The 16,037-nt window shown below is 46.2% G+C and carries 9 protein-coding genes; 7 read left to right on the top strand and 2 right to left on the bottom strand.

The annotated features are described in order from the left end of the window. Positions 1 to 133: 133 nt before the first annotated feature. Positions 134 to 850, bottom strand: a complete 717-nt coding sequence (gene rpiA, locus QUA10_RS03415) for a ribose-5-phosphate isomerase RpiA (RefSeq protein WP_333081155.1) — start codon at positions 848 to 850, stop codon at positions 134 to 136. Positions 851 to 889: 39 nt separating this feature from the next. On the opposite strand from rpiA, the gene QUA10_RS03410 reads away from it, so the two are divergent. The 5 genes from QUA10_RS03410 to QUA10_RS03390 all read left to right on the top strand — a co-directional run bounded on the left by QUA10_RS03410 (position 890) and on the right by QUA10_RS03390 (position 10,683). After that, the gene (locus tag QUA10_RS03410; protein ID WP_333081156.1) at positions 890 to 1,105 is read left to right on the top strand and encodes a hypothetical protein; all 216 of its coding nucleotides are present in this window, start codon (positions 890 to 892) and stop codon (positions 1,103 to 1,105) included. After that, a complete protein-coding gene (locus tag QUA10_RS03405) occupies positions 1,106 to 1,297 on the top strand; it encodes a hypothetical protein (RefSeq protein ID WP_333081158.1) in 192 nt (63 codons plus the stop codon). 66 nt (positions 1,298 to 1,363) lie between these two features. After that, a complete protein-coding gene (locus QUA10_RS03400) occupies positions 1,364 to 1,858 on the top strand; it encodes a glycosyltransferase (protein ID WP_333086175.1) in 495 nt (164 codons plus the stop codon). A gap of 225 nt (positions 1,859 to 2,083) precedes the next feature. Then, positions 2,084 to 5,341: a tetratricopeptide repeat protein gene (locus QUA10_RS03395; protein ID WP_333081160.1), complete on the top strand. Its 3,258-nt coding sequence runs from the start codon at positions 2,084 to 2,086 to the stop codon at positions 5,339 to 5,341. Positions 5,342 to 5,778: 437 nt separating this feature from the next. Beyond that, complete coding sequence (locus QUA10_RS03390; RefSeq protein ID WP_333081162.1) at positions 5,779 to 10,683, top strand: choice-of-anchor Y domain-containing protein; 4,905 nt, start codon at positions 5,779 to 5,781, stop codon at positions 10,681 to 10,683. Positions 10,684 to 10,760: 77 nt separating this feature from the next. Here the strand turns inward: QUA10_RS03390 and QUA10_RS03385 are convergent, their stop codons facing one another. Next, a complete protein-coding gene (locus QUA10_RS03385) occupies positions 10,761 to 14,714 on the bottom strand; it encodes a PAS domain S-box protein (protein WP_333081163.1) in 3,954 nt (1,317 codons plus the stop codon). A 296-nt stretch (positions 14,715 to 15,010) separates the two neighbouring features. On the opposite strand from QUA10_RS03385, the gene QUA10_RS03380 reads away from it, so the two are divergent. Together QUA10_RS03380 and QUA10_RS03375 are read left to right on the top strand one after the other, a co-directional pair. Beyond that, on the top strand, positions 15,011 to 15,223 hold the full coding sequence (locus tag QUA10_RS03380; RefSeq protein ID WP_333081165.1) for a hypothetical protein: 213 nt from the start codon (positions 15,011 to 15,013) through the stop codon (positions 15,221 to 15,223). A gap of 128 nt (positions 15,224 to 15,351) precedes the next feature. After that, on the top strand, positions 15,352 to 15,942 hold the full coding sequence (locus tag QUA10_RS03375) for a cytochrome b (RefSeq protein ID WP_333081166.1): 591 nt from the start codon (positions 15,352 to 15,354) through the stop codon (positions 15,940 to 15,942). Positions 15,943 to 16,037 lie beyond the last annotated feature (95 nt).

The following is a 16,037-nucleotide window of genomic DNA, read 5'->3' as shown; positions in this document are numbered from 1 at the left end:
GATTAACGCAGATTAACGCAGATAATTTCTAGAAGAGCGAGGGAATCAATGCCATTCAAGTCTATATTGTAGGGTGCACAGTCAATCGGTGCGCCGAAAAGCACCCTACAAATTCAACCAGTGCTAGGTATTTCTATTTAGAAATTTCCCGGACTACTGGTTTTCCGTCTTGAATTTCGCCCACTAAAACCAAATCTGTACAGTTGACAAACAAGCCATTTTCTAACACGCCGGGAATGTTATTCAAAGTTTTTTCTAATTCCCCAGGATTGTCCAGGTTATCAAATTGAACATCAATTACCATATTACCTTGATCGGTAATTACCGGGCCTGCTTTTTTCACACCCATGCGGAGTTCTGGTTTGCCACCCAATTTTTCAATGGCGCGCATCACTGGTGTTAATGCCATCGGTATAACTTCGATGGGGACGCGAAAAGTCGAACCCAATTTATCTACGATTTTGGAACTGTCAACTACTACAATAAATTGAGTGGCGAGGTAATCGACTACTTTTTCGCGGGTGTGGGCAGCGCCGCCACCTTTAATTAAGTTGAGGTGGGGATCTACTTCATCAGCGCCGTCAATAGCAACATCAATTCTGTCAATTTCATCTAGTGTTGTCAGCGGTACTCCGTACTGTTTGGCTAACACTTCTGATTGAAAAGATGTCGGCACTCCTTTGATATCTTTGAGTTCACCTGATTTTATGCGATCGCCCAATGCTTGAATAGTATAAGCTGTAGTTGACCCGGTGCCGAGTCCGACAATCATACCCGATTTTACGCGATCGGCAGCAGCAAAGCCGACTTGCTGTTTCATCAATTTTACGGGATCTTGTTCTGTGGTCATGTTCGGTACTCCTTAATAGTTTTAAGATTATACCATTGAATGAAAATCGGCTTTCTCGATACCTACACCTGGGATTACAATATTGAAACTCCTTACCGCGAACCTTTGGGCGGCACTCAGTCTGCTATTTGTTACTTAGCTGAGGCGTTGGCTGCACAGGGAAACGAGGTATTTTTTCTCAAAAATACTTCCCAGTCGGGGATGTCGCGCGCCGTTGATTGCAGGCGCAGGGTGGCGGACAAATCAAATTTATAATTGCTGCGATCACTCGATTTTTTAGTTATAGTTAATATAGCCGGCAAAGCGCTGGAAGTTAAGCGGCTTTTGGGGGAACAAACTAAATTAATTTTGTGGATTAATAACGAACCCGGCTTTGTATTCCTCGAAAATTTTAAGAATGAGCGAGAAATCAATGCTTGCGATGCCTTTGTATTTGTCAGCGACTAGCAGCGCGAGCAATTTTGCCAGCGCTTTGGGAGTTAATTCCATCGCAGTTATGTTTTAAGAAATGCGATTACACCTTGTTTTGCTAACATTTTCTCCGATAATATTTCTCTCGTCTCTCATAAATCTCTGCCGCTCATTATAGCTTACACCAGGACTCCATTTCGCAAACTCGATATTTTGTTAAAAGCCTTTCCCGCAATTCGTCAAGCTGTCCCCGGAACCAGATTAAAAGTATTTTCAACCATCAAAGTACACCAAATAGACGACAATGATAACCAGCTTTTTTTCGGTCAACTTTACCGCCAGTGTCAGGAAACAAAAGGCGTCGAGTACGTCGGTTCCATACCCCAACCCGAACTCGTCCGGCAACTGCGTTCAGTTGCGGTTTTAGCTTACCCGAATACCTATTTGGAAACCTCATCTATTGCCGTGATGGAGGCGATGGCAAGTGGTTGCCCGATTGTGACGAGTGAATTGGCAGCTTTGCCGGAAACAACTGCTGGATTTGCCCGTCTAGTTTCAATGTCAGGGGTGGAAAATTTGGCATTGATCACTAATTAGAAGCAGGCGGGCAAAGCAGATTGGGAGGGATATACAAGGCGGTTTTCAGAGGCCGTAGTCGGAGTTTTAAATGAGGCTAGGGGTGCGGGCGGCGCCACGGCTGAAAATCATCGGAGACAGCAGGTAGAATATATAAATCGAGGGCGTACTTGGTCTGTGCGATCCCGATAGTGGGTAGAATGGCTGAATAGTATTAGTGTAAAACCTGTAAGAGTGGCAGAGCAAATGATCGGGAATTCTTTAGTAGGTTTAGAGGCAGTGAGAGATTATTTTCAAAAGGGAAATTGGCTGAAAGAGCGAGGTGATCTCGGTGGCGCAATCGAGAACTATCAGAAAGCTTTAGAGTTTAATCCAGGAGATGCAGAAGTTCATAAAAAGTTGGCGGAAGTTTATGTTTTGCAAGGAGAATTTGAAAAGGCGATCGCCTCTTGCAATCTTGCTCTTAAATTCAAACCTAATTTTGCTGCCGCTTACTTGACAATGGGGAATGCCCTGCACAGTCAAGAAAAGCTGGAAATGGCAATTGAAGCTTACTTGCAAGCTTTAGAAATTCAGCCAGAATTTGCTGAAGCCAGCGCGAATCTCGGCAGTATGTATTACAAGTTAGGGCAATTGGAACAGGCGGCAAATTATTACCAGAAAGCTCTGGCGATTAATCCTCAATTGTGTTCGGTCAATATGATGCTGGGCAACCTTTTGCAGCAGCAAGGAAAGTTAGGTGCAGCCATTGCTTGCTATCAAAAAGTGCTGCAACAGCAACCGGGAGATGCCAGCACTGCTGAGAAACTATCGAGTTTGATCGCACAAAAAGAGCGGGAAAATACTGACAGCAACTTTATTGAATTAGAAACCGAATCAGGCGAAGCGCAACCAGTATCTGTCAACAAAGATGAAGGCTACGGCTTGCAGCCTTCGAGCATCAATTTGCCGCCAGCCCCCACCACTGAGACTTTAAATACTCCCTTTACAAACCCCGCCGAACTTTCCGAACAAGTTACCTCGCTCAACGTTCCAGATAGCGGACAAGTTGCCAATTTTGAAGAAGTAGAACCGTACAATAAACTCGCCGAAAACTTTTTAGTTCAAGGAAAAATTAAAGAGGCGATCGCAGCTTGTCAGCAAGCGCTAAAAATTCGACCGGATTTCATCTACGCTTACGTCACTTTAGGAAATGCCTTGCAAGCAGGAGGCAAAACTGAAGCTGCAATTCGATCGTATTCTCAAGCCCTAGAATTGCAGCCAAATTTTGCGGAAGTGCGCGCCAATATCGGCAGTATGTATTTCAAAATGGGGCGTTTGGAAGAAGCGATCGCCCATTACCAGCAAGCCATTGCCCTGAGTCCTGATTTAGCGGGAGCTCACTGGAATTTAGGGAAAGTATATCACCAACACGGCAACATCGAAGCTGCGATCGCCTGTTTTAAAAGAACATCCGAACTCAACCCGCAGCTAGTCGGTGCAGACTTCCACTTTAACTTAGGTAATCGGCTTTTCAGCCAAGGAAAGCGCGAGGAAGCCATCGAAAGCTACGAAAATGCGATCGCCATTAAACCGGATTGGGCCGAAGCTTACGGTAATATCGGCAGCGCGCGATCGCAACAAGGCAATCTCGATGCTGCCATCGCTTACTATCAGAAAGCTGTAGCTTTAAAGCCGCATTTAGAAGTTTTGCACTTCAATATAGCCAATTCTTTTTTACAGCAAAACAAGTACGACGAAGCAATTACTAATTATCAAAACACTCTGAAAATAAAGCCCGACTGGCCGGAAGTTCACGCTAACCTCGGCAGTTGTTTTTCCATGCAGGGGCGGCTGGAAGAAGCTTTAGCCAGCTATCAGCAAGCTTTGGGATTAAAACCAAATTGGGCAGAGGTTTACTGCCGGATGGGACACATTCAGAAACAAGATAAGCCGTTGGAGGCGATCGCCAATTTTGAAAAAGCGATCCAATGCAACTCCAAATATAGCGAAGCCTACCAACAACTGTGCGACTTGCTAAGCCATTCTACCAACCTCGCCGGAGCCCGCAGCGTTGCCGACAAATACTGCGAAAACTGCGGCGAAAATGCCCCAGTCATGTCAGCTACAGCCTACGTCTTTTCCTACCTGCAGTCAGGTGTCAGCAAACAGGCAATTCAGAAACTCGAAGAAATCGAAAAACTCTGCTACGAAAAGGTCGAAACCTTTAGCGTAATCGAACTAAAACTTCTCTACGAAATCTTCCTGTTTGCAGTTTCTCACCTGCGAGACAACCGCGAAAAGAATGCCAGCTTCTACAGACTAATTGCCAAAGAATACTACCAAAAAGCCGTCCCTAAGCGCCAAGACATTAACAGAATAAACTTAGCAAATTACCAAACAAAAGAACAGCGTCCTTTAAAAATCGGCTTTCTTTCCAAACACTTCCGCCGCCACTCAGTAGGCTGGTGCAGCGAAGCTTTAATTCGCGAATTAAGCCACATCACCCCCCACGTTCACCTTTACGTCACCGGCAAACTCCACCGAGATGAAGTTACGCAGCGGTTTGAAGACATGGCGGGCAAGTTTTACTGGCCTAAAAAATATCCAAACGGTTTTGCTGATGGCGGTGAAATCTTCGCCGAAGTAGCGCAAGACAACTTGGATGTTTTGATAGACTTAGACTCGATGACAGTGCCAACAAATGTGGAAGTGCTGTATCAATATCCTGCGGGTATTTGCGTTTCTTGGCTAGGATTTGACGCACCCTACATTTCAGATAATCACTACTTTCTGTGCGACGAACACACTCACCCCCCTGGTGTGGAAAAGAATTACTTAGAACAGTTAGTAAGATTGCCTGCTTGTTCGGTAGCAATTGGCGCACTGCAAAGCATTCCTGTAAATCGAGAGGCGATTAGAAATGCTCTCGGAATTGGCTTGGATCAAATGACTTATCTGTGCGTTGCGCCAGGGAGAAAAACTAATCCCGAAATGGTACGAGCTCAAGTTCAAATCCTTAAGGAAGTACCAGATAGTGTGTTAATCCGCAAAGGTCAAGGCGACCCCGATGTTATTCACAGCACTTACCGCCAAGAATGCGAAATTCAGGGAGTAGATTTTGCTCGGATTAAGTTTATAGGGCAAACCCGAAGTGAAGAAGAACATCGGGCTATTTATTATGTAGCCGACGTGCTTTTAGATTCCTATCCTTACAACGGCGGGACTCACAATTTAGAGGCTTTGTGGGCCAATTTGCCAGTAGTAACTCGATCGGGCGACCAATATCTTTCGCGCATGGGTTACGCTTTTCTGAAAAGTGCAAATGTTGATGTTGGTGCGGCGTGGACTTGGGAGGAATACACGCAGTGGGGAGTTAAGTTTGGTCGCGATGCGGGTTTCAGAAATGCGGTGAAAGAGCATTTATTAAAATCTAAGCAGCCAGAACATCTCGCACCTTTGTGGAATCCTAAAAAGTTGGCTGAGGATATGTATGAGGTGTTTCAAAAACTGTTAGCTAAATAGGCGGGGAATTGGGAATTGGGCATTGGGAATTGGCATAGCAATCCCTCATCATTTGTGAACTCCTTTCTTACTCTCTTTTCTTCCTCTGTGCCCTCTGCGCCCTCTGCGGTTCAATAAAAAAAAGAGATATCAGGTAGAGAAAAGCGATTTCTGGATATTTTTACCCAACGCCCAGTAAAGTTTTGTAACAATACCCATGAAAATGCGTAAAAATTCCGCGCCGAGTCTGATAGATAAATAGCTGATTCATAGTACCGCGATCGCACTAACTTTATGCCAGTTAGGGCGATCGCTTTTTTGTGGTGCAGGAATTATCCAAAACTTAAAGATTGCGTAAGTTTTTTGACAGCAGGTACAAAAACGGTGACACTCATTAGTAAATTTGCTAGGCTTTGACATTATCAAACTCAGCAAAATCATCTACCTTTAGATATATCATGCCCAATATTACCCTCTACGACGCGATTACCAACCTTCCCGCCGGAACGCCCCCCGGCATAGGGACGCCCAACGGCACCGCCCTTGCTTACGGACAAATAGCCCCGCCCGGTCCGCTTCCCACGCCCCCTTTTCCTCCCGGTTCTACGGCTTCTCTGGCTACGGGTGCGTTTACGCCAAACTCGACGGGCATCAATACTCGTACCATCTACACTCCTAATAGCAATGCTGGCTATGCGGGTTACAACAATTACGATCCACAATCGCTACTTACTCCTACGCCGGTGATACTGCCGCCTTTCACCGCCGCCGCATTAGACCGCACCGCTGGTTATACGATATCTTTTAATGCAGCAATTCCCACAGAAACTAGCAACCCCAACCGCGCGGGTTTTAGCGTCACAGCTATTAGCAGCGACGGCTTAAACGGTTTAGAATTGGGTTTTAAAAACAATAAAATTTTTGGTCAGTCAGATACTTTTGTCGAAGCTGAAACGGCTACACTTCCGGCGGGATTCGATCTAACTTCAAATAACAATTATGTCTTAAAAGTACAAGGCAGCAATTATGAACTTTTTGTTAATAATTACCCAACTGCAATCCTCACAGGGCCGCTGCGTCCAATCAAGTTTGACCCCACTAAAAGTTCTCCTCCTTTAACTTTCAATCCTTACAGATTGCCGAGTTTTCTATTTTTTGGGGACAATACTGACCAGGGAAGCGCTACATTTCGTTTGGGCAGGATAGCTGTTAATGACTTGCCTGTTGCTACTCCCGACAATGCGATCGCAACTGTCGGCACTCCTAATATTAAAATTAAAGTCCTGGCAAACGATACGGGCGGCACAAAGGCACTGAGAGTGCAGAGTGTTACTCAACCAGCAGGCGGCACTGTGACTGTTGACGACTGGATTTATGCGGGAGGATATTTTTCAAATATCGGGGGGCAGCCCCGCAACGGAATTGCCCGGTTGTATGGCAGCGACGGTACGGCAGATCCTACTTTTAATCCCAATGCGGATCAGGGTGTCTATACGATCGCCATAGATGCTAACGGCAACCCAGTAGTAGGGGGATTTTTTAACAACATCGGCGGGCAACCCCGCAACTATATTGCCCGGTTGAACAGCAGCAACGGTACAGCAGATCCTACTTTCAACCCCAACGCGGACAATTCAGTCTTGGCGATCGCGATCGATGCTAACAACAACCCAGTAGTAGGTGGCTTTTTCACCAATATCGGCGGGCAGGCGCGCAACTATATTGCCCGATTGAACACCAGCAACGGTACAGCAGATCCTACTTTTAACCCCAATGCCGATAATAGTGTCTATGCGATCGCGCTTGATGCTAACAGCACAGTAGTAGGGGGACAATTCACCAATATCGGCGGGCAGCCGCGCAACAGAATTGCCCGGTTGAATAACAGCAACGGCACGGCAGATGCTACTTTTAACCCCAATGCGGATGGTTTGGTTTATGCGATCACACTTGATGCGAATAGCAACCCATTAGTAGGTGGCTTGTTCGCCAATATCGGTGGCCAACCCCGCAATTATATTGCCAAGTTGAACAGCAGCAACGGTACGGCAGATGCTACTTTTAACCCCAATGCGAATAATGAGGTTATGGCGATCGCACTCGATGCGAATAGCAACCCATTAGTAGGTGGCTTGTTCACCAATATCGGCGGGCAACCCCGCAACAGAATTGCCCGGTTGAACAGCAGCAACGGTACAGCAGATCCTACTCTTAACCATAATGCGAATAGTATTGTCAGTGCGATCGCCTTTGATGCGAACGGCAACTCAGTAGTAGGTGGCGATTTCACCAATATCGGCGGGCAACCCCGCAACAGAATTGCCCGATTGAACAGCAGCGACGGCACGGCAGATCCTACTTTTAACCCCAATGCCGATAGTTATGTCTATACGATCGCGATCGACCCCAAACGCAGTATTGTCTACACTCCCAACCCCACTTTCAACGGCCTCGACACATTCTCCTACACAGCAAGCGACGGTTACAGTACCAGCACATCAACTGTCAGCGTCCTCGTCAACAATTCCCCAGTCTTAGACAACTCGGGCACGCCTAATTTAACAGCAATTAATATCAACGAAACCAACAATAGCGGCACATTAATTTCTGCTATTATCGGCAGCAGCATCACCGACCCCAACGACTCAATTTCCCTGCGTCCCAGAGGCATCGCCCTCACAAATTTAGATACCACAAATGGCAGTTGGCAGTATACGACAGACGGCACAAATTGGAACAATATTACTACTGTTCCTACCGCTGCAACTGCCCTGTTGTTAGCAGCCGACGCGACAACTCGCCTCCGCTTCGTTCCCAATACTAACTACACCGGAACAGTTACTGACGGCATTACCTTCAATGCTTGGGATACAATCACCGGCACTAACGGCGGCACAGCCGATGTGACAGGGGACTTAGAAAATAATGGCGTTTCTAGTCCTTTTAGTACAGCCGGCGAAACAGCCAGCATTACAGTTAGTCCTTTAGCTGCTATTACTAATATCACATCAGATCAGGCAGATGGAAGCTACGGCATCGGTGCAGTAATTCCCATTACCGTCACATTCAGTCAACCAGTTACTGTTACGGGTACGCCGCAGCTTACCTTAGCCACAGGCGGTGCAGGTACTGTGATCAATTATGCCAGTGGCAGCGGCAGCAATACTCTGACATTTAATTACACAGTCACAGCAGGCAATAGCAGTCTCGACTTAGATTATACCTCCGCAACTGCCTTATCTCTCAACGGCGGTAGTATTAGGAATTTGACTAATGGTGATGCTGTGTTGACTTTGCCGAATCCGGCTGCTGCTAATTCCTTGGGTCAAAATAAGGCAATAGTAATAAATGGCATTGCCCCAACTGTAAATCCGACAACTATTGCTGATATTACGGTCGCGGGGGGAACCACTCAAGATTTTACTGTTACTTTTAACGATGATAGCGCGATCGATGTTACAACTCTAGACAGTTCTGACTTTTTAATCAATTGGTCGGGCGGTGGTATTCCTGTTAACTTTGTCAGTATTGATACTAATACGAATGGCTTGACGCGGACAGCTACTTATTCATTTACTCCGCCTGGGGGAAGTTGGGATATTGCAGATAATAATCCAACTTACAGTATTAATCTGCAAGGTAATCAAATTCAAGATACTGCTGGGAATCCTGTAAATCCTACGATTTTAGGAACTTTCAGCGTTAATATTACCGCGCCAACTCCCACCCCGACTCCCACACCAACTCCCACACCAACGGAAACTCCGACTCCCACTCCCACACCAACTCCCACACCAACGGAAACTCCGACTCCCACTCCGACTCCCACTCCGACTCCAACTCCAACGGAAACTCCGACTCCGACTCCAACTCCAACGGAAACCCCGACTCCGACTCCAACGGAAACGGAAACTCCGACTCCAACGGAAACGGAAACTCCGACTCCAACGGAAACGGAAACTCCGACTCCAACTCCAACGGAAACCCCGACTCCGACTCCCACCGGAACACCAACTCCGACTCCGACTCCAACGGAAACTCCGACTCCGACTCCGACTCCAACGGAAACTCCGACTCCGACTCCGACTCCCACGGAAACTCCGACTCCAACGCCAACGGGAACTCCGACTCCGACTCCCACGGGAACACCGACTCCGACTCCCACGCCAACGGGAACCCCGACTCCGACTCCCACGGAAACTCCGACTCCAACTCCAACGGAAACTCCGACTCCGACTCCGACTCCCACGGAAACTCCGACTCCGACTCCCACGGAAACTCCGACTCCAACGGAAACGGAAACTCCGACGGGAACACCGACTCCCACGCCAACGGAAACTCCGACTCCGACTCCAACGCCAACGGAAACTCCGACTCCGACGGGAACACCGACCCCAACTCCAACGGGAACACCAACTCCGACGCCGACCCCAGCCGGAACGCCTACGCCAACGCCCACTGAAAGCGATTGCATTTGCGATACTATTCCGCAGCCCAATTTCAACCAACCCAATCAAGTTGACAATATTATCAACAGCAATGGTAGCGGTGAAATTCAGTTTGGCACTGCAGGAAATGATGCTTTTTACGGCAGTCCAAATCAGAACCTTTTCGATGGGGATTTAGGCGACGATAACCTCTATGGCGGTGAAGGAAACGATATCCTTTACGGGAACCGAGGCAATGATTTTATTGACGGGAACAAGGGAGATGATATCCTTTTTGGAGGAAAGAATAATGACATCATTTTTGGTGGTGAAGGTGAAGATATTATTTTTGGCAATCGTGGCAATGATTCCATAAATGGCAAGGAAGAAAACGACTTAATTTTTGGCAATGAAGGTGCTGATTTTATCGACGGCGGTAAAGGTAATGATTCTGCATTTGGTGGCAAAGGTGATGATATTGTGTTGGGTGGCAAAGGCAATGATCTTCTCTACGGCAATTCGGGCAGCGATACTATCTGCGGAGGTGCTGGCAAGGATTTTTTAAGTGGGAATCAAAGTAACGATTTGCTCGATGGCTGCGAGGAAAATGATACTATCTTTGGCGGGGCTGGTAGTGACACTCTCACTGGCGGTTTGGGCGATGATATTTTAATCTCTGGTTTGGGCGATGATACTATAATTGGGGGTCTAGGAAATGACACATTTGTGTTAGAAAGTAACGGCGGATTTGATATTATTTCTGATTTCACGAAAGGGCTGGATGTGCTACAATATAAAGGCGGAACTATTGGGAATTTGGCAATAACTCAAATTCCAGAAGGCACTTTAATTAGTAAAGCAAATGGGGAACGGTTGGTTCTGTTGGTAGGAGTGGAAGCTAGTGCGATCGCACTTAGCGATATCACTTTACTTTAGTTATCGGTTATTTGTTGGTTATGAGTTAGGGGAAACAAATAACTACTCACCAACAAGTAACAAGTAACAAGTAACAACTACTCATTAATAGCCACTCGATCGCGCCCGCCAGACTTAGCTCGATACAGTGCCTTATCCGCCGCTTCAATCAACATTTTCGGGGAGTTTTGACTTTGCGAAACGCCCGCCACTCCCAAGCTGAGAGTCACACAATCACTGACAACCGACTTGATGTGGGGAATGGCCAAGGCTTTGACGCGGCTGCGGATGCCCTCCGCAACCGCCTGTGCAGCCACGACATCCGTATTTGGCAAAATTACCCCAAATTCCTCGCCGCCGTACCTAGCAGCCAAATAGAGGCGTTCTGCGGGTGCATTTGTGCAAGCATCCCCGATCGCCCGCGCCACTTGCTGCAAACAAGCATCCCCGGCTTGATGGCCGTAATTGTCGTTGTAAAGTTTAAAACAGTCAATGTCGCACAGAATCAAAGATAGCGGTTCCGAAGAGCTCGACTGCTCCCATTCTCGGTTGATCACCTCGTCAAAACGGCGGCGGTTAGCTAGTTGAGTCAGACTGTCCAAATTCGCCAACCCGTCCAACCGCTGGTTGGCCGCAGCTAGCTGCTGGTAAAGTAAAGATTGTTCGATCGCGATCGCAACTTGAGTACCCAACTGACTCAGCAAATCCACATCAAATTGCTGCCACTGGCGGGGTGCCGAACAGTGGTGGGCAATCAGCAAACCCCACAACTTCGGCACTTGACAAGAACCGTTACCTTCCCTAGGTTCTATGCCCTGCTGGACAATCGGCACCACCAAATTTGCCTTCACCTGACAAGTCTCCAAAAACTTAAGGTGACACTCGCTCAAATTAGAAGCATGAATATCCTCTATGGCGCGAATGCGGCCCTTTAAATACTGTCCGATGTAAGTATTGGCAAAACAGCAATCGTCAATTCCCATCCCTTTGAGTGGTATCCATCCTTCTGCAACCGACTCCACCACCACATCTCCGTTCCAGTCTGGTCGGAAGCGGAAAATCAGCACGCGATCGGTTGCCAAAAACTCCCGCACTTCCGCTACTGTAGTGTTGAGAATATCTTGGATATCCAGAGAAGAACGGATGCGCGATTGAATCTGCCCGATCAGGCGTTCCCGTTCTATTTGTTGCCGCAGCGCGACTTGGGCTTGCTTACTTTTAGTAATGTCCCGACCTTCCGGCAGCAACAATACTATTTTGCCAGTTTCATCCGCGACAGGTTTGAGAGAAAAATCAACAATTGCCGTCCGATTTACACCTTGAACTTCCACTTCATAGCGGACAAATTCACCTTGTGCCGATCGAGAAATTGCATCTTGCAACTGTTCCTGAACTTCCTCCGAATCTCCCCACCAAGGCAACAGCCAAAACGGTTTATTGGCCACATCCCGCAGCTTAATTCCCGCGAAATCCAGAGAAGTTTGGTTAGCTTCCAGCAGAGTACCGTCCGGTTTCAATAAACTCACAAATTGGAAAGAAGAATCAAAAATTGCCCGAAAGCGCCTTTGAGAATCTCCCAACATTGCCGTCACTTTTTCGCGAGAGGTAATATCGCGGAAGCGCCACACCCTGCCAATAATATTTTGTCCGACTCTAATTGGCTGCGTGTAGCGCTCAAAAGTGCGGCCGTCTTTAAATTCTAGAATATCGCAACCTTCAGACTCCGCATCACTATAAAATTCTTTAACTCTCTGCAAAAAAGCCCTCGGATCTTTCACTTGCTTAGTGAGAAATGCCAGCCGCACCGTTCTATCCATTGAGTTTCTAACTTCTTCATAAATCCCCCACATTTGAACTAACTTTTCGTTATAACTAATCATTTCTCCGGCGGTAGTAACGGCGAGAATGCCGTCTGCCGTTGCTTCTAAGGTAGCGTGCAGCAAAGAGCGCGATCGCTCTAATTCTGCTGCGGTCAATTTGCGTTCCGTGAGGTCTCGGACTGCTTTCACCTGTACTAAACGACCTTCCCAAAATACGAATTTGCTGCGAACGTCAGCAGGAAAAGCAGTGCCATCTCGCTTAAGAAAAATAGTTTCACAGACTGTATTGCTGGCTGCTGAAATCATTTGCGGCGCCTGTTTGTATGATTTCGGCGACAGTAGTTCCAGCAAGCTCATTCCCACCATTTCCGCCGTTTCGTAACCGAAAAGTTGGGCAAAATTACTGCTGACGCTCAAAATTGTGTCGCGGTCAGCCACGGCAACTGCTTCAAAATAAGCTTCGCATTCGAGCAAGCGCGCTGCTGAGTAACTGCTGCCATTTTCGCCCGAGGAATAGCTGTTGTTAATTAGCTGTTGCAATTGCGTATTTGCCGAGTACAAAGCGGTCATGGCTTGCCTGTACATAGCAGTACGTTTTTCGACTTTTTGTGCGAGGCGATCGCGATATTCTCGCAGTTCTCTTTCGACTTTAATTAAATCAGTAATATCTACTGCAAAGACGATTACACCAGCGACTTTACCTGTTTCATCGCGGTAAGGTATTTTATCTGTACGCACCCAGCATTTTTGACCAGAAACTGTTGGTAGCAGTTCGACTTTGCCCTGCTTGGGAACGCCAGAATTGATTACTTCCAAATCTTCTAAATAATATTGCTCTGCTTCGTCTGGATAGATTTCATAAAATGATTTACCTTCTAATTGAGCTGCGGGCAAACCTCTTGATGCAGCAGCGGCTTGATTAATTCGCAGCAAACGACTTTCGGTATCTTTGAGCCAAATCATCGCCGGCACGGAATCAAAAATAATTTGCTGTTCTTGTTGCTGCAGGCGTAGTTCTGCTTCTGCTTGTTTTCTTTTAATTATTTCTTTTTGCAGTTTTTGATTAGCTTTTTTGAGTTCAGCAGTGCGTCTTTCTACTCTTTCTTCTAGTTGATCGTAGTATTGGGTCAGCAAGTTTTGCTGCTGTTCGTGCCGCATTGCTTCTAATTTTAACTTTTCGCTAGCTGACAAACTGGAGGATACAAAATCTGCTAATATTTGGGTAAATTCGTGTTCTTCTTCCGTCCAATCACCGTCGGAACACTGGCGTTCGGCGCTGACTATTCCCAACCTTTGACCTGCTAGCATAATCGGTACGTTTAACAGGGAAGTCGTTGCCTGATCGAGCAAATAAAGACCGACAAGTTCTCGTGTTCTGGGGTCATTTTCTGCTGCCACAGTAGCGATCACACTTGCAGATTTTAAAGCTTGAAAATATGCCGGACAGTCGGATGCTGTGATGATGATTTGTACGGAATGGAGTTTAGTATTTTGTTCGTAAAGGTCGATACAGTGAAGCTGCGTTTTGTCTTCGCCATACAGCCAAATACTAGCTCGATCGCAGTTGACAATACTGACAGCGGTTTCTGTTACTTCGCGGATGAAGTCTTCTATATTGTGGCGTTCTTTAAGTTGACTTTTGGCTAATTTTGCGATCGCCAAAGTTGGACTGCGCCAATTTCCTCTCTGGTTGGGCGGCATGGGTGACTGCGAAGCGGCCTTAATTTCTTCGCAAACTAACAGTACAGCCGGTCGTTGGAAATTGGCAAGTGAGCGACCCTTGGTATTTTCATCTATTTTCCAATCTACCGCCGGCATTGGTCGCGCTGTTGCTTTTACCATAATAATCTTGCCGTCTTTGCAAGTCAAGCAGCCTTCCCAACAGGCAATTTTTGGAGTTGGCGTACCGTTTTCCGGCTGGGCCAATCCGGCAAATTCTGCCTGCATTTTCCCTTGCTCTTGGCAGTAAAATATGTTAAAAATTGAATGACAAATTAATTCCTGCGATTTGTAGGCGAGGCGAGACGCGCCGAATTCATTTAGCGAAAAAACTCTTCCCAAAGCATCTAGAACGAAGTAAATGCCCGGAAAATTCTCGTAGAGAGTTCCATACCAATCTTGTTCGACTTGTTGGCTACACGAAAGTTTTGCTGTCGCGAAGTCGCCCTCGGTGTCGATCAAGTGAGAATAGTTGGTTTCGGGGTTGCTTGAATTACTTTTTTTAGCAAACACTTTTAGCTTAACTCGACTGTAATTAATTTTACTTTCTGGAATTTAACTTTTTTGTGAAACTAAATTAAACCTGTTGTTTGAAAAAAGTTACAAGTTGTAACAAAAATACGACTTGTCCAGCGTGCTGGTTTTCGCTTCCACATCCAACCACTGTGTTTGTTTCTAGCTGGTACACGGTCTGCAGACGATATTTCCCGATAGTTGCAATGCCAGCAGGTTTAGCTGCAATTACCCAGGCTGTACTTTTAGCATCCTAGACAATAAAAAAAATCGGCAATCAATAGTTTTAAGTATATATGATAACACTCAAATACCTAGTATTGGGACCGACCTACTTCGGATTCGGTTGGGGATATTTGCCGGGGCGACGGATGAACCGAGCGGCGGTTGCAATTATCGGGTCAGCTTTTGTGGTGGCTTTGGGGATACTCGACCTGAAAACTGCTTGGGAGGCGATCGACCTAAGTACGATGTTTTGTGTTGGGAATGACGATCGTGAATATAGTTAATTAGACTGTTCAATAAATATTTGTAATAATTAAGTTAAGTAAATCTTATAAGGCACAATCGACCACGGGCTTTAGTCCTATAGTTTATACTTAATCTTGTGCAGCAAACGCTAAGGAGGTAAGAAAGAGTGAGTACCGTAAAACCCGCTGCGAAACCCAGACTTAATTCTGCGTTCAAACAATTGATGTCTTTACACTGGGCGATGTCAGCTTGCTATTTAGTGCTGTTTATTACCGGTACTTCTATGGCTCGATTGCCAGGAGAATTGTTTATTCGAGGCCCCCTTTACGATTTTCACAAATCCGTAGGAGTGCTAACAATGGCTTTGCTGACTTGGCGGATTTTAACTCTGCTGCGCGTATGGTGGAAAAAATATACGAAACGCCTGCCAAAGTTTACGAAGGAATGGTACAAAAATTTTGCTCTGCACGCAAATTTGTACGTTTTTATGTGGCTAGTTCCGGTTGCGGGTTTCTTACTTTCTAACTCTTACAAAAGTAACAATGTGAAATTTTTCGGAATTCTTTTGCCGGATATGTTTCCGCAGAATTCCGCACTGGTCGAGGTGGGAAGGAGTTTGCATTTTTGGCTTGGATACACGTTTTTAGCGTGCGTAATTTTGCATATTTTAGATCAGAAGAAAGTTGTGAGGGCTAATTGGCGCAGGTTGGAAAATTTTGTTCGCACTAAGTTCGCAAAGTCTCAAAAGGTTGGATAAATTTGCGATGAGGTACTATACAGCGGTTCCCGCTGTAATGAGGTACAATCAATAATAATGAAATATCATTGTGTAATCAAACCTAATGAAAGCAT

Source organism: Microcoleus sp. Pol8_D6 (assembly GCF_036700965.1).
Taxonomy (GTDB): domain Bacteria; phylum Cyanobacteriota; class Cyanobacteriia; order Cyanobacteriales; family Microcoleaceae; genus Microcoleus.
This window is presented reverse-complemented; position numbering and strand designations above follow the sequence as displayed.

Coding starts and splice junctions, on each gene's coding strand:
- QUA10_RS03390 (WP_333081162.1), top strand. CDS start 5,779: ATGCCCAATATTACCCTCTACGACGCGATTACCAACCTTCCCGCCGGA.
- QUA10_RS03410 (WP_333081156.1), top strand. CDS start 890: ATGAAAATCGGCTTTCTCGATACCTACACCTGGGATTACAATATTGAA.
- QUA10_RS03395 (WP_333081160.1), top strand. CDS start 2,084: ATGATCGGGAATTCTTTAGTAGGTTTAGAGGCAGTGAGAGATTATTTT.
- rpiA (WP_333081155.1), bottom strand. CDS start 850: ATGACCACAGAACAAGATCCCGTAAAATTGATGAAACAGCAAGTCGGC.
- QUA10_RS03380 (WP_333081165.1), top strand. CDS start 15,011: ATGATAACACTCAAATACCTAGTATTGGGACCGACCTACTTCGGATTC.